Origin of the sequence: Anoxybacillus sp. ST4 (assembly GCF_019448545.1) — a bacterium.
Lineage (GTDB): Bacteria > Bacillota > Bacilli > Bacillales > Anoxybacillaceae > Anoxybacillus > Anoxybacillus pushchinoensis.
This window is the reverse complement of record NZ_JAHZOE010000005.1, coordinates 66162-87635: the sequence shown is the minus strand read 5'-3', so window position 1 is coordinate 87635 and position 21474 is coordinate 66162. Positions and strand designations below refer to the sequence as shown.

21 protein-coding genes are annotated in these 21474 nt (G+C 44.5%); 14 read left to right on the top strand and 7 right to left on the bottom strand.

The features are described from left to right. Positions 1–17: 17 nt before the first annotated feature. A complete protein-coding gene (locus K1I44_RS05775; protein ID WP_219985562.1) occupies positions 18–881 on the bottom strand; it encodes a DegV family protein in 864 nt (287 codons plus the stop codon). 87 nt (positions 882–968) lie between these two features. On the opposite strand from K1I44_RS05775, the gene K1I44_RS05770 reads away from it, so the two are divergent. Further along, a complete protein-coding gene (locus tag K1I44_RS05770) occupies positions 969–1802 on the top strand; it encodes a YitT family protein (protein WP_219985561.1) in 834 nt (277 codons plus the stop codon). Between the two features lie 23 nt (positions 1803–1825). Here the strand turns inward: K1I44_RS05770 and K1I44_RS05765 are convergent, their stop codons facing one another. The 3 genes from K1I44_RS05765 to K1I44_RS05755 all read right to left on the bottom strand — a co-directional run bounded on the left by K1I44_RS05765 (position 1826) and on the right by K1I44_RS05755 (position 3049). Then, positions 1826–1999 carry a DUF3813 domain-containing protein gene (locus tag K1I44_RS05765; RefSeq protein ID WP_219985560.1) on the bottom strand — a complete coding sequence of 58 codons (174 nt, stop codon included), beginning with the start codon at positions 1997–1999 and terminating at the stop codon, positions 1826–1828. A gap of 1 nt (position 2000) precedes the next feature. Beyond that, positions 2001–2153 (bottom strand): hypothetical protein, encoded by a 153-nt coding sequence (locus K1I44_RS05760; RefSeq protein WP_219985559.1) that lies wholly within the window; start codon positions 2151–2153, stop codon positions 2001–2003. 89 nt (positions 2154–2242) lie between these two features. Then, positions 2243–3049 (bottom strand): Cof-type HAD-IIB family hydrolase, encoded by an 807-nt coding sequence (locus K1I44_RS05755; protein WP_219985558.1) that lies wholly within the window; start codon positions 3047–3049, stop codon positions 2243–2245. A gap of 109 nt (positions 3050–3158) precedes the next feature. Here K1I44_RS05755 and K1I44_RS05750 point away from each other — a divergent pair, with 109 nt between their 5' ends. Beyond that, on the top strand, positions 3159–3914 hold the full coding sequence (locus tag K1I44_RS05750; RefSeq protein WP_219985557.1) for an alpha/beta fold hydrolase: 756 nt from the start codon (positions 3159–3161) through the stop codon (positions 3912–3914). A 68-nt stretch (positions 3915–3982) separates the two neighbouring features. After that, positions 3983–4690: a YwiC-like family protein gene (locus K1I44_RS05745; protein WP_219985556.1), complete on the top strand. Its 708-nt coding sequence runs from the start codon at positions 3983–3985 to the stop codon at positions 4688–4690. A gap of 42 nt (positions 4691–4732) precedes the next feature. On the opposite strand, the gene K1I44_RS05740 is transcribed toward K1I44_RS05745, so the two are convergent. Together K1I44_RS05740 and K1I44_RS05735 are read right to left on the bottom strand one after the other, a co-directional pair. Beyond that, a complete protein-coding gene (locus tag K1I44_RS05740; protein ID WP_219985555.1) occupies positions 4733–5416 on the bottom strand; it encodes a Crp/Fnr family transcriptional regulator in 684 nt (227 codons plus the stop codon). 151 nt (positions 5417–5567) lie between these two features. Next, positions 5568–6686: an RNA-guided endonuclease InsQ/TnpB family protein gene (locus K1I44_RS05735; RefSeq protein ID WP_219985554.1), complete on the bottom strand. Its 1119-nt coding sequence runs from the start codon at positions 6684–6686 to the stop codon at positions 5568–5570. 319 nt (positions 6687–7005) lie between these two features. Between K1I44_RS05735 and argC the strand changes: the two genes are divergently transcribed. The 9 genes from argC (at position 7006) to clpB (ending at position 19287) form a co-directional block, all read left to right on the top strand. Continuing rightward, positions 7006–8031: an N-acetyl-gamma-glutamyl-phosphate reductase gene (gene argC / locus K1I44_RS05730; protein ID WP_003395433.1), complete on the top strand. Its 1026-nt coding sequence runs from the start codon at positions 7006–7008 to the stop codon at positions 8029–8031. A gap of 14 nt (positions 8032–8045) precedes the next feature. Continuing rightward, positions 8046–9272, top strand: a complete 1227-nt coding sequence (gene argJ, locus K1I44_RS05725) for a bifunctional ornithine acetyltransferase/N-acetylglutamate synthase (RefSeq protein ID WP_219985553.1) — start codon at positions 8046–8048, stop codon at positions 9270–9272. Between the two features lie 6 nt (positions 9273–9278). Further along, on the top strand, positions 9279–10043 hold the full coding sequence (argB, locus tag K1I44_RS05720; RefSeq protein WP_219985552.1) for an acetylglutamate kinase: 765 nt from the start codon (positions 9279–9281) through the stop codon (positions 10041–10043). Next, the gene (locus tag K1I44_RS05715; RefSeq protein WP_219985551.1) at positions 10040–11197 is read left to right on the top strand and encodes an acetylornithine transaminase; all 1158 of its coding nucleotides are present in this window, start codon (positions 10040–10042) and stop codon (positions 11195–11197) included. The genes argB and K1I44_RS05715 overlap by 4 nt, the downstream gene beginning before the upstream one ends. Before the next feature lie 49 nt (positions 11198–11246). Next, a complete protein-coding gene (locus K1I44_RS05710) occupies positions 11247–12314 on the top strand; it encodes a carbamoyl phosphate synthase small subunit (protein WP_219985550.1) in 1068 nt (355 codons plus the stop codon). Continuing rightward, a complete protein-coding gene (locus tag K1I44_RS05705; RefSeq protein WP_219985549.1) occupies positions 12307–15411 on the top strand; it encodes a carbamoyl-phosphate synthase (glutamine-hydrolyzing) large subunit in 3105 nt (1034 codons plus the stop codon). The genes K1I44_RS05710 and K1I44_RS05705 overlap by 8 nt, the downstream gene beginning before the upstream one ends. Continuing rightward, entirely contained in the window at positions 15408–16352 is a 945-nt protein-coding gene (gene argF, locus K1I44_RS05700) for an ornithine carbamoyltransferase (protein WP_219985548.1), read from the top strand. The genes K1I44_RS05705 and argF overlap by 4 nt, the downstream gene beginning before the upstream one ends. An 87-nt stretch (positions 16353–16439) precedes the next feature. Then, positions 16440–16619: a YjzC family protein gene (locus K1I44_RS05695; RefSeq protein WP_003395421.1), complete on the top strand. Its 180-nt coding sequence runs from the start codon at positions 16440–16442 to the stop codon at positions 16617–16619. A gap of 85 nt (positions 16620–16704) precedes the next feature. Next, positions 16705–19287, top strand: coding sequence for an ATP-dependent chaperone ClpB (gene clpB, locus K1I44_RS05690; protein ID WP_219985547.1), 2583 nt, complete (start codon positions 16705–16707; stop codon positions 19285–19287). A gap of 25 nt (positions 19288–19312) precedes the next feature. On the opposite strand, the gene K1I44_RS05685 is transcribed toward clpB, so the two are convergent. Next, complete coding sequence (locus K1I44_RS05685; RefSeq protein WP_219985546.1) at positions 19313–19492, bottom strand: YjzD family protein; 180 nt, start codon at positions 19490–19492, stop codon at positions 19313–19315. A gap of 139 nt (positions 19493–19631) precedes the next feature. On the opposite strand from K1I44_RS05685, the gene K1I44_RS05680 reads away from it, so the two are divergent. Together K1I44_RS05680 and K1I44_RS05675 are read left to right on the top strand one after the other, a co-directional pair. Further along, positions 19632–20333, top strand: coding sequence for a hypothetical protein (locus K1I44_RS05680; protein WP_219985545.1), 702 nt, complete (start codon positions 19632–19634; stop codon positions 20331–20333). Positions 20334–20417: 84 nt separating this feature from the next. After that, positions 20418–21377 (top strand): BMP family ABC transporter substrate-binding protein, encoded by a 960-nt coding sequence (locus K1I44_RS05675; RefSeq protein ID WP_304511208.1) that lies wholly within the window; start codon positions 20418–20420, stop codon positions 21375–21377. The last annotated feature ends 97 nt before the right edge of the window (positions 21378–21474 follow it).

Sequence of the window (21474 nt, the reverse complement as noted above, 5' to 3'; positions counted from 1 at the left end):
TTTATCGGGTAGTGTAATCAATGCTCAAGCTGTTTATTCAAGAAAAAGAGGGCGATCGTTCCCGGTCCGGCATGCGCTCCGATGGCGCCGCCGATGTCAGAAATGAAAAACTGTTTGCAACCGAACGTTTCTTCAATCATCGCTTTTAATTCGAGCGCCGTTTGTTCATCATCGCCGTGGCTAATGCCGATCAGTTGGTTTTGAACGTCCGCTCCGCGCTCTTGCATTAACTCGACCATTCGTTTCAACACTTTTTTCCGTCCACGCACTTTTTCAATCGGGATTAATTTTCCATCCTCGACGTGAAGAAGTGGTTTAATGTTTAATACTCCGCCGACAAACGCTGCCGTTTTGCTGACGCGCCCGCCGCGCGCCAAATATTGCAAGTCATCGACAGTAAAAATATGTTCCATATGACGGCAATACGTCTCAATCGTCGCTACGACGTCTTCGTACGCCGTGCCGCTTTCAGCGAGCTCAACTGCTTTTTTGACGACAAGCCCTAGCCCGAGCGATGCGCATTTCGAGTCGATGACGGTTAGTTTCGCGTCCGGATATTGTTCAAGCACTTCGTTTCGAATCATGACCGCCGTTTGATATGTGCCTGACAAGGCGGAAGAGAAGGCGATATAAATGGCAGGTACGCGCTCTTTCGCTAGCGTCGTAAATAGCTCTTCCATTTGTGAAGGTTTCGCTTGCGATGTTTTCGGTACATCGCCTGCGCGCATCGCATCGTACACTTGTTTTGGTCGGATGGTCAGTTGATCATCGTAGTCGTTGTCGTTTATATGAACAGCTAACGGCAAAAAAGCAATTTGTTTTTCTTGTATAAAAGAAAGTGGCAAATCGCACCCGCTATCCGCTATAATTTTAATATTCATTTCAATCACCCCTATGTATGTACTTATTTTAAGTGTAGCGATTATTATGAAAAAAAACAATCTTATCGCTTTGTAGGAGGATGTGTTGTGGACGTAAAAAAATTGTTTGTCGTCATTATCGGTGGCTTATTAAACGCGATCGGCATGAATTTATTTTTAATTCCAGCAAACGTATATACGAGCGGATTCGCTGGGGCTGCCCAGCTCATTTCTAAAGTCGTTGGCGACTATACACCGTATGCGATTTCGACAGGTTTATTGCTCTTTTTGTTTAACATTCCTGTCGCCATTTTAGGATGGAAAAAGGTCGGGAAGTCGTTTACGTTTTATAGCTTTTTAAGCGTTGTATTTATGTCGCTATTTCTTGAAATCATTCCTGTTCGTTCGCTTTCTGAAGACATTTTGTTGAACGCGGTGTTCGGTGGGGTGATTGCGGCCGTCGGAACAGGCTGGACGTTGAAATGGGGGGCGTCAACAGGAGGATTAGACATTATCGCGCTCGTATTGTCTCGCGTCAATGATCGTTCGGTCGGGACGTACATTTTTGCGTTAAACTCCATTATTATTTTAACGGCTGGATATATGTATGGGTGGGAAAAGGCGCTCTATACGCTCGTGACGTTATATGTGACGACGCGCGTCATCGATGCGATTCATACGCGCCATCAAAAATTAACTGCGCTCATTATTACGACAAAAGGGGAAGAGATGAAGCAAGCAATTAAGTCGCAAATGATTCGCGGCATTACAGTTATTCCGGCGAAAGGGGCATTTTTAAACGAAGATAAAGATATGCTTATGATCGTCATTACGCGCTATGAGTTGTTCGATTTAAAGCGGATCATTAAAGAAGTCGATCCGAAAGCGTTCACGAACATTATGCAAACGACAGAAGTCGTCGGGTTTTTCCGAAAAGAGTAAAGCTGCGCACACGGCGCAGCTTTTTACAATGCATGAAGTTCATCTTGCAAAGCGTGCAACTGTTTTCGTTCGGCGTCGTTGGCGTTAGCGAAAGCGGATGAGAGCGCATTTTTGGCGACAGCGATGGCGCGTTCCGTGCGCTCTTCTTTTGCTTTAGCGACCGCTTTTTTCGCTTGTTGAAATAACGGATTGCCCATATTAAAATCCCCCAAGGTTTGCATGATCCGCTTTTTCTGCTTTGCGTTGTTCCGCTTCTTCATACGTCATATGATACGGAATGCGCTCATCATGTTTATAAACAGCGTCAGCACCTTGTTGAATAAACCGTTTCGATTTGTTTCGTTTGCCCACACGACATTCCCCCTTGTTTGCCGCTTATGACGCATATGGCGTCGATGATAGTTTGTTCATGTTTGCTCGACAATACGTGAGGGAATTTTTTATAACTTTAATAACGATTGCAAATAAACGGCGATACCGTCTTCTTCATTCGTTTTTGTGACATCATCTGCGACTGCTTTGAGCTGCTCGATCGCATTGCCCATCGCTACGCCTAATCCAGCCCATTTTAACATCTCGATATCGTTATCTTCATCGCCAAAAGCAATCACTCGCTCGCGCGGAATGCCATAGAAAGAGGCGACTTTTTCAAGCCCAAACGCTTTATGGACGCCAGTACGGACGATTTCAATGACGTGCCATGGGGCTGTCCAACTGCGATGGTCGATGACGTTGGCATGCACTTCCGACAAATATGTGCGAATGCGTGCAACGTTTTGTTCATCCGATAAAATTAAAATGCTCGTCGGGTCTTTCCGTAAAATATCGTGCAAATTTCCGACATATACGTTTGGATCTCCTAAATTAAATAAGTCAAGTAGCTGTTCGTCATGTTCGTGAAAATATACATCGTCCATCACTTCCGCTAAAATGTTGCGCACGTTATATTTTCTGCTGACGTCAATAATTTCTTTCACCGTTTCAAGCTGAAGCGGAGTATGATACATCCCCCAGCTATCATCTTTCGGATGATGGACGAACGCTCCGTTAAAATTGACGATCGGCGTTGTTAGTTCCAATTGTTCGTAATACATTTTGCTTGCGCGGTACGGACGTCCTGTCGCGATGACGACGATATGTCCGGCTTGTTTTGCTTTTTGAATCACATCGTATGTACGTTCGGAAATGGTTTTATTGTCTTTTAATAACGTGCCGTCTAAATCAAGCGCAATTAAATGTTTGTCCATAATTGTTCCCCTTTTCGTTAAAATGTTCTACTCTTGTAGTGTATCGTTTTTCCAAAAAACTTGTCTATATGGTAATATAATGTTAAAAGATAACAAGGGAGATGAGAAGATGGTAACGATTATTCGCGAGACAATCGCAAACGTTCCTTGTTTGCACGTTGTAAAAGGTGATGATATTCATCATATGCGACCGCTTGTCATGTTTATTCATGGATTTACGAGCGCAAAAGAACATAATCTTCATTTCGGCTATTTGCTTGCCGAAGCCGGATATCGCGTCATTTTGCCGGATGCGCTGTATCATGGGGAACGTCCGAATCAGCTCTCTGACGATGAGCTTCATTTATCATTTTGGGATATTGTATTAACGACCATTCGCGAGCTAGATGATATAAAAAATGAACTCGTCGAACGAAAGCTTGTTGATCCGAATCGTATTGGCGTCGTTGGGACATCGATGGGAGGCGTCGTGACGTTTGGGGCGTTAACGCAATATGAGTGGATTCGCGTCGCTGGTTCGCTCATGGGGAGTCCGTGCTATCGAACGTTTTTTGACTTGCAGCTGCAATTTGCCGAGCGAAAAGGGATGACATTGCCACTTTCAAACGAGCAGCTCGCTGCGTTGCGCAACACATTAACAACATATGATTTATCGCTGCAGCCGGAAAAATTAAACGGCCGTCCCCTTTTCATTTGGCACGGAAAGCAAGATGATGTCGTCCCGTTTGATTATACATACGCGTTTTACAAACAAATTGAGCCGTTCCATCAGCCGCTCCGTATGTTAGTCGATGAACGAGCAGGTCATAAAGTGACGCGCGAAGCATGTTTACAAACGGTTCAATGGTTTGTCACACATTTATAAAAACATGTGACATCGATCACAAAAAAGAGAAGGGGAGGATGGTACAATGAGACGTGAGGAGGGATAGTATGGTTATTCCGAAACAACATGGCGCATGGGCGATGTTAATCATTCCATTTTTATTCGGCATCGACATCGGTCAAGCGACGTGGCTTCATTTTCCGTTATTTGTCGCATGGTTTTTTCTTTATTTAGCCACATATATATGGATGCTCGTTGTAAAAAAGCAGGCGACCGCTCATCATAAAAAATGGCTTGCCATCTATACGTTTGTTGCCCTCATTTTCGTCGCTATTCCGCTTGCTTACAAGCCGACGCTCGTTTATTTTGGATTAGCTATGGTTCCGTTTTTTGTTGTGAATATATATTTTGCGAAAAAGAAAAAAGAGCGGTCGTTTACGAACGATGTGGCGGCGATTATGAACTTTTCGCTTGGCGGTGTAGGAAGCTATTATCTCGGAACGGGAGCAATCGATGAAAAAGCATTCTTTTTATTTGCTGCCTCCGTTTTCTTCTTCGTCGGAAGCACATTTTATGTGAAAACGATGATTCGTGAAAAAAACAATCCGCGGTATAAATGGGCATCTTGGGGATTTCACATCGGGCTTATTGTCGCATGCATCGCCGCGCGACATGGCTGGTTGGCACTCGCTTACGTGCCGAGCGGCTTGCGTGCGATGTACTTTTATGGGAAAGCGATGTCAATTAAAAAAGTAGGGATTTATGAAATCGTCAACGCTGTTTATTTTGCACTTGTCATCGTTATGTTTTATTAGCGGTTGGGAGGAGAAAATTTCTCCTCTTATTTTGTCTGATCTTTATTTCATATTGCATACGTCAATGGGGCAACCTTCGCAACGAATTTCATCTTTTAAAAACTGCACATCGTGAATCGTTATTTTTCCTTTCTCGACAGAAATGATGCCGAGTTCTTTTAATTCTTTTAATAGACGGCTGACGACTTCGCGTGCGCTGCCGCAAAAGTTGGCAAGCTCTTGATTGGTCATCGGAACATTGATGAGGATGCCGTTTTCTGTTTGAACGCCGTAACTGTTTGCGAGGCGAATGAGCGTCGAATAGAGCGCTCCTTTTTTTCCGTGCAAAATTAAATCGCGTATTTTCGTTTGCATTCGTTGCAATTGCAAATGAACCCATTGCATAAACTGTAACGAAAACGCATGATCCGTCAACAGCTTTTCTTCAAGTTGCTGTTTGTGAATGACAGCTAACGTTCCTCCTTCCATCATTTTTGCACTTACCGTACAGATGCACGTCAATTGAAACGGAACGATCTCCCCAAACGCATCTCCTTGCTCGCAAATGCGAAGCGATAGTTCGCGCCCTTCATCTGTCGTTTTGCTCAACTGCACTTTTCCTGTACATACGACATATAGTTCGCTCGCCACTTCTCCTTCCCGAAACACATATTCTCCTTTTTGCATATCGATCATATGATGAGGGAGGGAAAGAAGGTCGGATAAGGAGATCGGTTGAATAGTCATACAATAACCACCTTTACTGTTCTCTAGTTTCAGTGAACTACCCTCCACTTACCACCCTTTCGAGTTGCTTGAAGTGGGGGCTTCTCGGGTAATCCTGTCTCATGACAGAAAATTGACCGAGCTAACCCTCCTGTTCCAGGAGTTTGTATTTTCATGCTAATGCTAACAAGCACAATCCTTCTTTTTTGATATTAATTGCTGAATTATAATCACGGTCTAATACTAAGCCACAAATACATTTATATACACGTTCGGACAATGGCATTTCTTTTTCGTTTCCACAACGGGAACATTTTTTTGTCGAGGGAAACCATTTGCTTATTTTTACAAGCTGTTTTCCTTGTTCTTTTAACTTGTATTCCAAGAAAGTGGTGAACATACCCCAGCCGTTATCATGAACGCTTTTTCCAAAGTTGAGGGCTTGAGACATGCTTTTCATGTCTAAGTCCTCAACAATCACAGCGTCATAGTTTGCGGCTAATTCTTTTGACTTGTGATGAAGAAAGTTTCTGCGCTGATTAGCTGTCTTTTCATACAGCTTAGCTACTTTCAGACGTTGTTTTTCCCATCTTGTAGAACCTTTCTTTCTTCGGGAAAGTATTCGTTGTGCTTTTGCTAATTTGTCTAAAGCTTGACGATAGTAACGTGGGTAATTGGCTTTCTCACCTCGTTCACTATCGACATATAGACCATCCATCACAAAATCTAAACCAACTACTTTCTGAATCTTTACTGTACTGATATTTTTCTCATATTCTGTCAAAATCGAAATATAATATTTACCTGTCTTTGTTTTAGAAATTGTACAAGATTTGATTTTGTAATCAGCAGGTATTTCTCTATGCTGTTTCACTCTTATTGGCTTTTTGATTTTTGGCAGTTTGATATAACCATTCTCTAGCTTAATATTGTCGTTGACCATGTTGGTTGTGTAAGATTGTTTCTTTTTCTTGGTCTTGAATTTAGGGAACTCTGCACGACCTTCAAAAAAGTTCTCATAAGCATTTTGTAAATGGATTTGTGCATTGGCTAAAGCTAAAGAATCCACTTCTTTTAGGAACGGAAATTCATTCTTATACTTCGCTGGGGTGGGAAACTTTTGTTCTTTAAGCGCCTCTTTGTCGTCTTTGAACTTTTCATATATTTCTTTACGTTCTGCCAGCATCTTGTTGTAGATAAAACGAACGCAGCCAAACGTTTTTGCCAATAACTCTTCCTGTTCTTTATTTGGATATAAGCGAAATTTGAATGCTTTGTTTTGCTTGGTCATACCAATTCACCTCACTTCAGCCCTTGACTTTCAATATTAATAATATCAACTCTCTTATATATCTAATACTGATTATGCCAAAATCTTTGGCTAACGCCAACCGAAATTCATCTCCCCACTTATCGTTGGGCTATCGCCCTTCACACGCTTGAAGTTGGGGACTTCTTTCGGAAATGATGTTAAAAAGAAAAAAAAAGATGACGTCAATATATGGAACAGAAAAATAAAAAATATTTAAATATACATTTGATTTTATTTTTATGCAGTATTATAATGATAACTAAATTTACAACATATATAGAAAGTGGGGAACGGGGAAATGAAAGTCTCCATTATTGGAGCGACAGGCTATGGAGGAGTTGAGCTCATTCGCTTATTGCAACATCATCCGTACATGCGCGTCGTTTCCGTTCATTCATCTTCACAAGCAGGTGTTTCGCTTCGTGATGTGTATCCGCATATGGAAGGTTCATTTGTTTTGCGCGATCTTCGTATGGATGATATGGAGGGCGATCTCGTTTTTTTAGCGACGCCGCCCGGTGTATCGAGCGAATGGACGCCAAAGTTGCTTGCGGCAGGGTATAAAGTCATTGATTTATCTGGAGACTTTCGTTTGCGTGACGGGAGCGTCTATGCGAAGTGGTATAAAAGGCAGGCGCCGAACGAGGAGCTACTAAAAGAGGCGGTGTACGGGCTGACCGAGTGGAATCGCGACCGCATTGCGACGGCGAGCTTAATCGCCAATCCAGGCTGCTATCCGACAGCGACGTTGCTCGGGTTAGCACCGCTCGTCATTGAAAAATGGATCGTGCCGCATCGCGTCATTATAGATGCGAAATCGGGCGTGTCCGGCGCAGGACGAGGAGTATCGCTTGGCGTTCATTTTTCGGAAACGAATGAAAACGTAAAAATATACAAAGTGAATACACATCAACATATTCCTGAAATTGAACAAATGTTATGCGACTGGAATGAACAAATGGAGCCGGTGACGTTTAGCACCCATTTAATTCCGATGACGCGCGGCATTATGGCGACGATGTATGCGGAAGCCGCGCGCCCATTGTCGCTTGAAAGAATAATAGAATTATATAAAGAAACGTATAAACATTGCCCGTTCGTACGCGTTCGGGAGGCAGGATCTTTTCCGTGTACGAAAGACGTGTACGGTTCGAACTATTGCGATATTGGGCTTGCTTACGATGAACGAACAAATCGCATTACTGTTGTGAGCGTAATCGATAATTTAGTGAAAGGGGCGGCAGGGCAGGCCGTTCAAAACGCCAACGTCATGTGTGGATGGGACGAACAAACCGGGTTGACATCGATGCCGATGTATCCGTAAAAGGGGTGGAGAATATGAAGTTGATCGAAGAAAAGGTGAAATATGTAGCAGACGGAACAATTGTAACGCCAAAAGGCTTTCGGGCAGCTGGCATTCATGCAGGATTGCGTTATACGAAAAAAGATTTAGGTGTGATCGTTTGCGACGTGCCAGCCTCATGTGCAGCTGTATACACTCAAAACGTGTTTCAAGCTGCCCCGTTACAAGTGACGAAAGAGAGCATCGCAGTTGAAAATAAGTTGCAAGCCGTTATCGTCAATAGCGCCTATGCTAACGCATGTACGGGCGAACAAGGGCTAAAAGATGCGTACGACATGCGCAAATGGTGTGCAGAAGCGTTTGGACTTCATGAACACCTCGTCGCTGTCGCATCGACGGGAGTGATCGGCGAACGGTTACCGATCGAAAAAATTCGCGCGAGCATTCCGAAGCTTGAACCGACGGCACAATGGAGCGGGGCGGTCGATTTTCAAACAGCCATTTTAACGACCGATCTTGTCATGAAAAAAACGTGTTATGAAACGGTGATCGACGGCCAAGTTGTGACGGTTGCGGGAGCGGCGAAAGGATCGGGGATGATTCATCCGAATATGGCGACGATGCTTGCTTTCATTACGACCGATGCGAACGTTCCGTCAGACGTGCTACAACATGCGCTTCGCTCGATTACAAATGTGTCGTTTAACCAAATTACCGTCGATGGCGAAACGTCAACGAACGATATGGTGATCGTCATGGCGAGCGGATTAGCGGGCAACGAGCCGCTTTCTCCTCAGCATCCCGATTGGGCGAATTTTTATGAGGCGCTTCGTAAAACGTGCGAACATTTAGCAAAACAAATTGCTCGCGACGGAGAAGGGGCGACGAAGTTAATTGAAGCGCGCGTCAAAGGAGCGCGGACAGACGAAGAAGCGAAATGGGCCGCGAAACATATTGTCGGTTCCAACTTAGTGAAAACAGCAGTGTATGGGGCGGACGCAAACTGGGGGCGCATTATTGGGGCGATTGGACATAGCGGAGCATTCATAAACCCGGATTGTGTAGACGTATGGATCGGTTCGATTCAAATGTTAAAACAAAGTCAACCGGTGCCGTTTTGTGAAGAAGAAGCGAAAGCAGCTCTAATGGAAGACGTTGTCGTCATTACGGTAGATTTGCATGTCGGTGACGGGGAAGGCGTCGCGTGGGGCTGTGATTTAACGTACGACTACATTAAAATTAACGCAAGCTATCGGACGTAAGGGGGAATGAATGTGATTGTGATCAAATGCGGCGGTAGCGTGCTTCATGAATTATCCCCAGCATTTTTTACGAGCGTGCGACAGTTAAGAAGAAGCGGAATAGATGTTGTCATCGTCCATGGAGGTGGTCCGGATATCGGGCAGCTCCTTCACGCGTTGAACATTCCGTCCGAATTTGTTAACGGATTGCGGAAAACGACAAAAGAAGTGTTGCACGTTGTAGAAATGGTGTTAAATGGAAAGGTGAACAAAACGCTCGTCTCTCTTTTACAAACAAATGACATTCGCGCGGTAGGGTTATCGGGTGTCGATGACAAGTTGTTGCAAGCAAACCCGATCGATGTACAAACGCTCGGTTATGTTGGGGAAGTTGTACACGTTCGCGCGCACATTATCCATACGTTGTTGCGCCACGCATACGTTCCTGTCATCGCGCCGATCGGTGTAGATGAGCATGGTCAAACGTATAACATTAATGCAGATACGGCGGCAGCGGCAGTAGCGCAGGCGCTTTCGGCTGACAAACTCGTTTTTGTAACGGATGTCGCCGGCATTTTAAACAATGGCGAAGTCGTCAAAGAAGCGACAGCCCAAATGGTTGAAGCGATGATTGCCGATGGGACGATTTCAGGAGGGATGATTCCGAAAGTGAAAGCTGCCCTTCATGCGCTTCACTCGGTCAATGAAGTGGCCATTGTAAGCGGAAAAGTTCCATTTTATGAACATGGTACGTGGCATGGAACGATGATGAAGAAAGAGGTGTATGTATGATTTTTCCAACATATCAACGATTTCCGATTACCGTTGCAAAAGCGGAAGGAACGAAAATCATCGCAACGGACGGAAAACAGTATATCGATTTTATTGCCGGCATTGCGGTATGCAATCTCGGCCATCGCCATCCCGCTGTTCAGCAAGCGCTAGCGGAGCAGCTAAATGAAGTATGGCACGTGTCCAATTTGTTTCATCTTCCGCTTCAAGAAGAAGTTGCCTCCCTTCTCGTCCAACATTCCGTCGGGGATGCGGTGTTTTTTTGCAATAGCGGGGCAGAGGCGAACGAAGCGGCGATCAAGCTAGCACGTAAACATACTGGACGCTCAAAAATCATTACGTGTGAACAGTCTTTTCACGGGCGCACGTTTGCGACGATGTCGGCGACAGGGCAGGCGAAAATTCATGACGGATTCGGTCCGTTGTTACCGACGTTCGCTTATGTGCCGTTTAACGATATCGATGCGCTTGAGAAGGAAATGGATGAAACGGTGGCGGCTGTCATGGTGGAAGTCGTGCAAGGAGAAGGCGGCGTCGTCGTCGGTGAAAAGTCGTTTTTGCAGGCGGCAGAGCAGCTTTGCCAAACATATGGCGCATTGCTTATTGTTGATGAAGTGCAAACAGGGATCGGGCGAATGGGAACGTTGTTCGCTTACGAGCAGTTTCATATTTCGCCGGATGTCATTACCGTTGCGAAAGGATTAGGAAGCGGTTTTCCTGTCGGAGCGATGATCGGGAAAAAACATGTCATTCCGACGTTTAGCGCAGGTGTGCACGGCTCGACGTTTGGCGGAAACGCCTTAGCGATGGCAGCAGCGAAAGCGACGCTTGACATCGTCACACAGCCTTCATTTTTACAAGACGTGCGTGAAAAAGGAACGTATTTTCACGAGCAATTAAAAAAGGCGCTTGAACATATCCATATCGTTACGCATGTGCGCGGATTAGGGCTTATGGCCGGCATAGCGTGCAACGAACAAGTGGCAAACATATTGCCGCATATTCATGAAAGAGGACTGCTCGTTTTAGCGGCGGGACCGAACGTCATTCGTTTATTGCCACCGCTCACCGTAACGAAAGAAGAGATCGATGAAGCAGTCAACATATTACAAGAGGCGTTAACATCGTATGAACGTGATTTTTTATACGTATAAATGAATAAAAATTCTTTTCGTTTAATAAACATTCGTTTGGGGTGTGAACATGGAAGCGTATGTACATTTGCAAAACGGCAAAACGTTTGCTGGGAAACTAGAAACGGCGTGGACGGGGGATGTTTCTGGCGAAGTCGTCTTTTTTACAGGAATGACAGGGTATCAAGAAGTGTTGACTGATCCATCGTATAAAAACCAAATCATCGTGTTTACGTATCCGTTGATCGGCAATTACGGAGTGAACGAAGTTGATTTTGAAAGCAAACAGCCGCATGTGAAGGCGGTGATCGTCTATGAAGCGGAGGAAACAGGCTATCATTACGAAGCGGCATATAGTCTCAAACAATATTTGCAAAAATGGAACGTTCCGCTCGTTAGCCACGTCGATACGCGAGCATTAGTAAAACAAATTCGAGAACATGGGGCGATGCCTGCTGTTATTTCGTTACGCGAAACGGCAGTTGTGCAAATGGAAGAACAACATCCTGTTCCGCTCGTCAGTACATCGGACGTCGAAACGTACGGAAGTGGCGACATGCACGTTGTTTTATTTGATTTCGGATATAAAAAGTCCATCGTTCATTCGTTAATGGAGCATGGCTGTCGTGTAACCGTCGTTCCGTACAACACGACGTTACAAACGGTAGAGCAGCTCGATCCTGATGGCGTCTTGTTATCAAATGGACCCGGAGACCCGAAACAATTGTCGCCTTATTTGCCGAATGTGTTGGCGGTCATCGAACGTTATCCGACGCTTGCAATTTGCCTTGGGCATCAACTCGTTTCGCTCGCTTATGGGGGAGATACGGAAAAATTGAAGTTTGGGCATCGCGGGGCCAATCAGCCAGTATATGATGTGAAAACGAAAAGAGTATGGATGACATCGCAAAATCATGGCTATGTTGTCAAGGCAGAAAGTTTAGCGCATACGCCGCTTTCCGTTCGCTTTGTAAACGTCAATGACGGCTCTGTCGAAGGGGTGGCTCATGAAACGAAGCCGATTTTATGCGTGCAATACCATCCAGAGGCACATCCTGGTCCAAACGATACACAATTTATTTTTGCCGAATTTGTCGACATGATGAAAGCAGCAAGAAAGGAGAAAGTATATGCCTAAAGATTGTACGCTACGTTCCATTCTTGTCATCGGTTCTGGTCCGATCGTCATCGGTCAAGCAGCGGAGTTTGACTACTCGGGAACGCAAGGGTGTTTAGCGTTAAAAGAGGAAGGGTATCGCGTCATTTTAGCGAACAACAATCCGGCGACGATTATGACTGATGAAGTGCATGCCGATGCCGTCTATTTTGAGCCACTTACTGTCGAGAGCATGGAAAAAATTATCGCGAAAGAGCGACCCGATGGGCTATTGGCCACGCTTGGCGGCCAGACGGGGCTGAATTTAGCGTTTGCTTTACACGAACGAGGCATTTTGCAAAAATATAACGTCCGCTTGCTCGGTACGCCGATTGAGTCGATTAAGCGCGGGGAAGATCGTGAAGCGTTTCGCGCTTTAATGTATGAATTAAATGAACCTGTGCCAGAAAGTGAAATTGTAACAACGGTAGAAGAAGCGGTGCAGTTTGCTGAGCAAATCGGATTTCCAATTATCGTTCGTCCAGCGTATACGCTCGGTGGAACGGGGGGCGGCATCGCACAGACGATGGAGGAGCTTGTCGACATCGTCACAAAAGGATTGCAAGAAAGCCCGATCACGCAATGTTTAGTCGAACGGAGTGTCGCGGGATTTAAAGAAATTGAGTATGAAGTGATGCGCGACTATACGAATACGTGCATTACGATTTGTAATATGGAAAATATTGATCCGGTTGGCATTCATACCGGTGATTCGATTGTCGTTGCTCCGTCGCAAACGTTGACAGATGTCGAATATCATATGTTGCGCTCAGCTGCCATTAAAATTATTTCCGCGCTCGGTGTTGTCGGAGGATGCAATATTCAATTTGCGCTCGATCCAAAAAGTAAAAAGTATTATTTAATTGAAGTGAATCCGCGCGTCAGCCGATCATCCGCCCTTGCATCAAAAGCGACAGGTTATCCGATCGCAAGAATGGCGGCAAAATTAGCGGTCGGTTATACGCTTGCGGAACTAGTGAATCCAGTGACAGGGCATACGTATGCGAGCTTTGAACCTGCACTCGATTATGTTGTCGTGAAATTCCCGCGCTTTCCGTTTGACAAATTTTCGTTTGCCGATCGCCGCCTCGGCACGCAAATGAAAGCGACAGGAGAAGTGATGGCGATCGATCGTAATTTTGAACGGGCGTTACAAAAGGCGCTTCATTCGCTTGAGTTAGATCATATCGGTTTATATTCTCCAGCGCTTGCGAAACAGCCGACGAAGGTGTTAGTAGATATCGTCAAAACGGGAGACGATCGCCGCTTTTTCGCTATACTCGAGCTGCTTCGCCGCGGTATAGCGACAGAACAAATATATGAATGGACGAAAATGGACTTATATTTTTTAAATCGTTTTGCTCAGCTTATTGTGCTTGAACAACAAGCGAAAGAAACGACGCTTCATTCGATTGATGAACAAACGTTTCGTACGCTAAAAGAAAAAGGATTTTCCGATGCGTATTTAGCTTATATATGGAACGTGGATGAAAAAGATGTGCGAGAAAAAAGAAAAGCATATGGCATCGTTCCATCTTATAAAATGGTCGATACGTGTGCCGCTGAATTTTCGGCTGAAACGTCGTATTATTATTCGACATATTTTGGCGAAAGTGAAATACAAACGAGCGATCAGCCGAAAATACTTATTCTCGGCTCAGGTCCGATTCGCATTGGGCAAGGGGTTGAATTTGACTATAGCTCGGTTCATTGCGTATACGCTCTGCAACAAGCGGGATATGAAGCCGTTTTAATGAACAATAACCCTGAAACAGTCAGCACCGACTTTACCGTTGCGGATCGTTTATATTTTGAGCCGCTCACGGTAGAAGATGTGTTAAATGTCGTGGAAGCGGAAAACGTCGAAGCGGTCATCGTGCAGTTTGGTGGTCAAACAGCCATTAACTTAGCAAACAAGCTTGAATCGTACGGCGTGTCAATGATTGGCATGAATAGTGACATTATTGACCAACTAGAAGATCGGGAACGTTTTTATGCGCTCCTTCAGTCGCTTGACATTCCACATGTGAAAGGAACGACGGCAAATGACAAAGCGGAATTAATAGAAAAAGTAGAACGTATCGGTTATCCGCTTTTGCTTCGTCCATCGTACGTCATTGGCGGACGTGGAATGCATATCGTTTATGATGAACAACAGCTTGTTTCACTTATACAACAAGAAATGGTATATCCGGTGTTAATTGATGAATATGTACGCGCAAAAGAAGGAGAGCTTGATGCCATTTGTGACGGATATGACGTGTTCGTTCCGACAATTATTGAACATGTTGAAAAAACAGGTGTCCATTCTGGCGATAGTTATGCGTTATTGCCTGCTCAATCGTTTACGGAAGAAGAAAAAGCGAAAATGATCGATTATACGAAGCGAATAACAAATAAACTTCATTTCAAAGGGTTAATGAACGTGCAGTTTATCGTGCAAGATGGGGAAGTGTACGTCTTAGAAGTCAACCCGCGCGCAAGCCGCACCGTTCCGATCGTCAGTAAAGTGACAGGTGTGCCGATGGTTCAACTCGCAACAAACGTATTGCTTGGGAAATATTTGTCGGAAGACGTCAAACAATCGGTTTCTATTCCATATGTTGTCTTAAAGTATCCGGTGTTTTCGACATATAAGTTGCCGGGTGTCGATCCGCTTGTCGGTCCGGAAATGAAGTCGACAGGGGAAGGAATTAGCATTGCAAAAACGGTGCAAGAAGCGGCATATAAAGCGTTTTATCCATATATCGTAAAGAAAAAAGAAGCGTATGAAATATATGTCGATGCACCAGCTGAGGCGAAAGCGTTGGGCGAGCAAGCAAAACAACAAGGGTTAACGATCATAACAGATGAGCCGTTCGAACAATGGATCGAGAAAAAAGAAGCGCTTGCCTTTGTAAGCTTTATGCGTGATGAACAAAGTGCATGGCGAAGAAAACAGGCGCTCGCTCGTCATATGCTCGTATTGACGGAGGAAGAAACGGCGCGTTTGTTTTTCCAAGCGTTGTCGACAAAACATTTTTCCGTTTGTTCGATTCAAGATTGGTTAAAAAATTTACGTGAAGTGGTGAGAAAATGAATATGACAGCAACGATTCAATTAAAAGGGAAAGATTTTTTAACGTTAGCGGACTATTCGAAGGAAGAAATTGAATATTTACTTTATTTAGCACTTGAATTAAAAGAAAAGCAACAAAACGGCGAACGATACACGCCGCTAAGCGGCAAAACGTTGGCGATGATTTTTGAAAAGCCGTCAACGAGAACGCGCGTCTCATTTGAAGTCGGCATGGTGCAATTAGGGGGGCATGCACTTCATTTAAGCAGCCGCGATTTGCAAATTGGACGTGGAGAAACGATTGCAGATACGGCGCGCGTATTATCGGAATATGTCGATGCAATTATGATTCGCACATTCGAGCATGAAAAAGTAGAGGAGCTTGCCCATTATGCAACGATCCCTGTCATTAATGGGTTGACTGATGACGACCATCCGTGCCAAGCGCTTGCCGACCTATTGACGATTTATGAGGTGAAAGGAAAACTTCAAGGGCTGAAGCTTGCCTACATTGGTGACGGAAACAATATGGCGCATGCGTTAATGTTAGCTACGGCAAAAGTCGGCATGCATTGTGCAGTCGCTTCACCGAAAGGATATGAACCGAAAGAAGCGGTCGTCAACGAAGCGAAAAACATCGCAAACGAAAGCGGTGCAACGATTGTTGTAACAAACGATCCGTATGAGGCGATAGCAGATGCAGACGTTGTATACACAGACGTATGGGCAAGCATGGGGCAAGAGGCGGAAGCAAGCGAACGCATGCACATCTTTGCGCCGTTTCAAGTGAATGAAACGCTCGTCCAACAAGCGAAAAGCGATTTTATGTTTTTACATTGCTTGCCCGCTCACCGCGGCGAAGAAGTGACAGAAGGTGTAATTGATGGAGTGCATTCATACATTTTTCAACAAGCTGGAAATCGCCTTCACGCACAAAAAGCATTGCTCGTTTCGTTGCTGTAATTTGTAGTGTTTGCCGTTATTTCTCATCATCGTTTTGTCGGGGAGAGGATATATTATAAAATGAGCAAATGATGAGGAGGGATACGGATGGGACAAAGCCGGCATTTTCGCCCCGGACAAAAAGCGCCAAACAACGGGATATATATTGAAATAGGCGAGACAGGCGATCAAGTGAAAAATCCGAAAAAATTAAAACTAAAAGCAGGTGACCGTTTCCCTGAAACGTCGAATCATAACCGTATATGGACGTACTTTCCAAAACCGTAAGCCATCCTTGCATAAGGGTGGCTTTCTCGCTATAATACGTAATAGATAAAGGTCAAAAAAAGTCAAAGTCAAAGGGGTGAGCGCGATGAATATGCAACAAATGACGGAAAAAGTGCAAGAGGCGTTTATGCGAGCACAATCGTTAGCAACAGAGAAACAACATCAAGAAGTGGACGTTGAACACGTTTGTGTAGCGCTTTTCGAGCAAGAAGATGGGCTTGCACGGCGCATTTATGAAAAAATGTCTGTTCCCGTTTCAAATTTGTTAGACGAATGGAGCAAACAGCTCAACAAAAAACCGCAAGTGATTTCTAGTTCGGAAGCCGGGAAAATATACGTCACGAGCCGTTTGCAACAATGGCTTCTTCGGGCGGAACAAGAAGCGAAACAAATGAAAGATGAATATATATCCGTTGAGCACTTGTTGCTTGCGCTCGTTGACGACAAAGAAGCGAAACATATATTGTCACGCCATGGGGTCGAGCGAGAAAAACTATTGCAAACGATTATGGAAATAAGGGGGAATCAACGCGTGGTTAGTCCAAATCCGGAAGCGACATATGAAGCTTTGCAAAAATACGGCCGCGATTTAGTCGCGGAAGTGAAAGCCGGAAAAATTGATCCAGTCATCGGCCGAGATAGCGAAATTCGCCGCGTCATTCGCATTTTATCGCGCAAAACGAAAAACAATCCTGTTTTAATTGGAGAGCCGGGCGTTGGAAAAACGGCGATCGTTGAGGGGCTTGCCCAACGTATCGTGCGCAAAGATGTGCCAGAAGGGTTAAAAGATAAAACAATTTTTGCGCTAGATATGAGCGCCCTTATTGCAGGGGCGAAGTTTCGCGGAGAGTTTGAGGAACGGTTAAAAGCCGTATTAAATGAAGTGAAAAAAAGCGAAGGGAGAATCATTTTATTTATTGACGAGCTACATACGATCGTCGGCGCGGGACGGACGGATGGGGCGCTTGATGCAGGCAATATGTTAAAGCCGATGCTTGCGCGCGGAGAATTGCATTGCATTGGGGCAACGACGCTTGATGAATATCGTCAATATATTGAAAAAGACCCCGCGCTCGAACGCCGTTTCCAACAAGTGCTCGTTCAAGAGCCGACGGTCGAAGATACGATTTCGATTTTGCGCGGCTTAAAAGAGCGGTTCGAAATTCATCACGGCGTGAACATTCATGATGGGGCGCTCGTTGCGGCGGCGACGTTATCCGATCGGTACATTTCTGATCGCTTTTTGCCTGATAAAGCGATTGACTTAGTCGATGAAGCGTGCGCGATGATTCGTACGGAAATCGATTCGATGCCGACAGAGTTAGATGAAGTGATGCGAAAAATGATGCAGCTTGAAATTGAAGAAGCGGCGTTGAAAAAAGAGCAAGATGAAGCGAGCAAACAGCGCTTGCAAGCGTTGTCGCAAGAACTTGCGAATTTGCGCGAAAAAGCGAACGCGATGAAAGCGCAATGGGAAAAAGAAAAAGAAGCGATTCAACACGTGCGCGCGCTCCGTGAACAGTTAGAAAAAGCAAAGCGCGAACTAGAAGAAGCGGAAAACAACTACGATTTAAATAAAGCGGCAGAATTGCGCCACGGCCGCATTCCGCAACTTGAAAAGGAATTAAAACAACTTGAACAAAGCGAAAAAGAAAGACGATTGTTGCGTGAAGAAGTGACCGAAGAAGAAATTGCGGCAATCGTATCCAAATGGACGGGCATTCCGATGACAAAACTTGTTGAAGGCGAGCGCGAAAAGTTGTTGCGGTTAACTGACATTTTACATGAGCGCGTCATCGGACAAGACGAGGCGGTGGAACTTGTGAGCGATGCGGTGTTGCGCGCACGCGCAGGCATGAAAGATCCGAATCGTCCGATTGGTTCATTTCTTTTCCTCGGTCCGACAGGTGTCGGAAAAACAGAATTGGCGAAGGCATTAGCGGAAGCGCTTTTCGATAGCGAAGAACAGATTATTCGCATCGATATGTCGGAATATATGGAAAAACACGCCGTTTCTCGTTTAATCGGGGCGCCTCCAGGATACGTTGGCTATGAAGAAGGTGGACAGCTGACGGAAGCGGTGCGCAGAAAGCCGTATGCTGTCATTTTGCTTGATGAAATCGAAAAAGCGCATCCAGAAGTGTTTAACATTTTACTGCAAATGTTAGATGACGGTCGCATGACGGATTCGCAAGGAAGAACGGTCGATTTTAAAAATACGGTCGTCATTATGACGTCAAATATTGGCTCGCATACGTTGTTAGAAGCGGTCGATGCGCACGGAGACATAAACGAAGAATCGCGTGAACAAGTGTTGAAACAATTGCGAGCGCATTTTAGACCAGAGTTTTTAAACCGGGTGGACGATATTGTACTATTTAAACCGCTAACCGCACGCGAAGTGAAAAGCATTGTGGATAAGTTTATGAAACAATTAGAGGAGCGATTAGCAGAGCGGCATATGACGGTCACGTTAACGGACGAAGCAAAAACGTATATTGCGACGCACGGGTTTGATCCGATATACGGCGCCCGTCCGCTCAAACGGTTTATTCAAAAACATATTGAAACGAAGCTTGCGCGTGAAATCATTGCCGGACGTATTGGAGATTACAGCACCGTTACAATCGATATCGAAGGCGACGAATTCGTCGTAAAAAAAGGATAAACGGACGTATGCCGTTTATCCTTTTTTAATGATGCACAGGGTCGTTCGGAATGAGTTGGGCGATCAATAAAATGAGAACGGTTGCAATGACGGCGAGCGTCGTGCCTGTTTCGAAATGGTACGCAACGCCGATCATCGAGCTGACGACGTATGTCACCATATTTACTAATAAAAACGTCCAGAAAAACGTCCAAAAAATACGCATGTAACTCCCTCCTTTACGCTCTTTTTTTATCTTAACATAAATGGTGAATAGACGAAAATGAAAAATTGCAACGCCTAGTACACGCAAAAGAAAATCGCATACGATATATTGTACAATGATGTGCGTAAGGTGGACGATGATGACAGAGAAGCAACGATTTTTCCAATTTAGCGAGCAATGGTGTGCGATTCATATTCCAGATCGGCCAAACGGATTTGGTTTACTTATTTTAGGAGATGTCTCCCACTTCGTCGATGAAAAAACGAGTTTATGGATGCAACATGTTGGAAAAAATAAGCTGTTAAACGATTTGTTACAACATGGGTATACGATTTTCTACTCGCATTTGTACGGAGCGAATTGGGGAAGTCCAAAAGCCGTCAAACTAGCGAAACAGCTCATTTATTATGTGCTGAAAACGGAAATTTTAAATGAGCGCATTTATGTGTTGGCAGAAGGAATGGGGGCGCTTGTCGCCTTGCAGTTGATGAACGATTTACACCGTCAAATACGGGCAATTGCCCTATTAAATCCTTGTTTACATTTACAGGCGCAAATCCAACATGAAAAAGAGCATAAATTTTTTTATAAGCGGATGTTGCGTCAATTAAAACAAGCGTATGGAACAACCGAAGAGGAACCGAACATTCCTCCGCTTTCCGCACCGATTGTGCCGATAAAAATTTGGCAAGTGTCAGGAGTGAATCCATATCCTCCAACGCTTCATGCAAGAGCGTATGCGCAAACGTTTGGCGTGCCTGTTTCATATCATTTGCCTGAAAAAACATATACGTTTGCGCAAGCCATTCATGCGTTTTATGAACAATATAGCGATGTATAGTCCCCATAGCTGTGGGGATTTTTTCTTTACCGATAGGAAAGGAAGCAAGTAAAATAAAAAATGAGACAGAAAAAGGAGTGTTCCATGTTGATGAGGCGATATACGTATTTTATTTTTGCACTACTTTTTATTTTATCTTCTTGCGCTCCTGCAAAATTATCATCGGGAAATGTACAAAAAGTTGGTTTGCTCGTTTCAGATACAATTGATGATCAAGTGTGGGGAACGAAAGGGTATAAAGGATTGCTTCGTATTCAAGCGAAGTTTGATGCCGAAGTGTTTTATCGCGAAGGGGTAAACTCAAAAGCAGCGACGGCACAGGCGGTGAAACAATTTCACCAAAAAGGAGTCCATTTAATTTTTGGACATGGAAGCGAGTATGGGGAGTATTTCGATGACATCGCAGATCAATATCCGAACATTCATTTTGTGTTTTTTAACGGAGAGGCGAAAAAGAAAAATGTAACGAGCTTCAATTTCGCAGGACATGCGATGGGTTTTTTTGGCGGCATGGTGGCGGGGCATATGACGAAGACGAACAAAATTGGCGTCATTGCCGCATTTGAATGGCAGCCGGAAGTGGACGGTTTTTTTGAAGGGGCTTTACATGAGAACGAAAATGCGAATGTCGACGTGGAATATGTACAACATTGGGACGACGTCGATACGGCCATAGCCATTGCCGAACGAATGATTGCCGAAGGGGTGGATGTCATATATCCAGCCGGCGATAAATTTAGTGTACCGGTTATTGAAAAAATGAAAGAACACGGTCTTTATGCGATTGGTTACGTAACGGATCAAGCAGATTTAGGGGAACGAACGGTACTAACGAGCACCGTCCAACATGTCGATGCGCTATATGAACTTGTGGCGAAAAAGTTCATCGATGGGGAATTAACGTCTGGAACGACATATGTCGATTTTCAAGACGGTGTCGTCGAACTCGGAACGTTTAGCCCGCTTGTCGATAAGCCTTTCCAACAAAAAATAACAAAAGCAATTAAACGATATAAAGCAACAGAAAAATTGCCGAATGAGTAAATGAGGTGTCGAGTAAGCGCCTCATTTTTTTATTGCATGAAAAGAAAAAAGAAAGTAAAATTAGTACCAAGTAATAAAGTTTGATAATAAAAGGAGA

Coding starts and splice junctions, on each gene's coding strand:
- K1I44_RS05695 (WP_003395421.1), top strand. CDS start 16,440: ATGGGACAAAGCCGGCATTTTCGCCCCGGACAAAAAGCGCCAAACAAC.
- K1I44_RS05765 (WP_219985560.1), bottom strand. CDS start 1,999: ATGGGCAATCCGTTATTTCAACAAGCGAAAAAAGCGGTCGCTAAAGCA.
- argC (WP_003395433.1), top strand. CDS start 7,006: ATGAAAGTCTCCATTATTGGAGCGACAGGCTATGGAGGAGTTGAGCTC.
- K1I44_RS05710 (WP_219985550.1), top strand. CDS start 11,247: ATGGAAGCGTATGTACATTTGCAAAACGGCAAAACGTTTGCTGGGAAA.
- K1I44_RS05675 (WP_304511208.1), top strand. CDS start 20,418: ATGTTGATGAGGCGATATACGTATTTTATTTTTGCACTACTTTTTATT.
- K1I44_RS05735 (WP_219985554.1), bottom strand. CDS start 6,686: ATGACCAAGCAAAACAAAGCATTCAAATTTCGCTTATATCCAAATAAA.
- argF (WP_219985548.1), top strand. CDS start 15,408: ATGAATATGACAGCAACGATTCAATTAAAAGGGAAAGATTTTTTAACG.
- K1I44_RS05715 (WP_219985551.1), top strand. CDS start 10,040: ATGATTTTTCCAACATATCAACGATTTCCGATTACCGTTGCAAAAGCG.
- K1I44_RS05740 (WP_219985555.1), bottom strand. CDS start 5,416: ATGACTATTCAACCGATCTCCTTATCCGACCTTCTTTCCCTCCCTCAT.
- K1I44_RS05755 (WP_219985558.1), bottom strand. CDS start 3,049: ATGGACAAACATTTAATTGCGCTTGATTTAGACGGCACGTTATTAAAA.
- K1I44_RS05750 (WP_219985557.1), top strand. CDS start 3,159: ATGGTAACGATTATTCGCGAGACAATCGCAAACGTTCCTTGTTTGCAC.
- K1I44_RS05705 (WP_219985549.1), top strand. CDS start 12,307: ATGCCTAAAGATTGTACGCTACGTTCCATTCTTGTCATCGGTTCTGGT.
- K1I44_RS05775 (WP_219985562.1), bottom strand. CDS start 881: ATGAATATTAAAATTATAGCGGATAGCGGGTGCGATTTGCCACTTTCT.
- K1I44_RS05685 (WP_219985546.1), bottom strand. CDS start 19,492: ATGCGTATTTTTTGGACGTTTTTCTGGACGTTTTTATTAGTAAATATG.
- argJ (WP_219985553.1), top strand. CDS start 8,046: ATGAAGTTGATCGAAGAAAAGGTGAAATATGTAGCAGACGGAACAATT.
- argB (WP_219985552.1), top strand. CDS start 9,279: ATGAATGTGATTGTGATCAAATGCGGCGGTAGCGTGCTTCATGAATTA.
- K1I44_RS05680 (WP_219985545.1), top strand. CDS start 19,632: ATGACAGAGAAGCAACGATTTTTCCAATTTAGCGAGCAATGGTGTGCG.
- K1I44_RS05745 (WP_219985556.1), top strand. CDS start 3,983: ATGGTTATTCCGAAACAACATGGCGCATGGGCGATGTTAATCATTCCA.
- clpB (WP_219985547.1), top strand. CDS start 16,705: ATGAATATGCAACAAATGACGGAAAAAGTGCAAGAGGCGTTTATGCGA.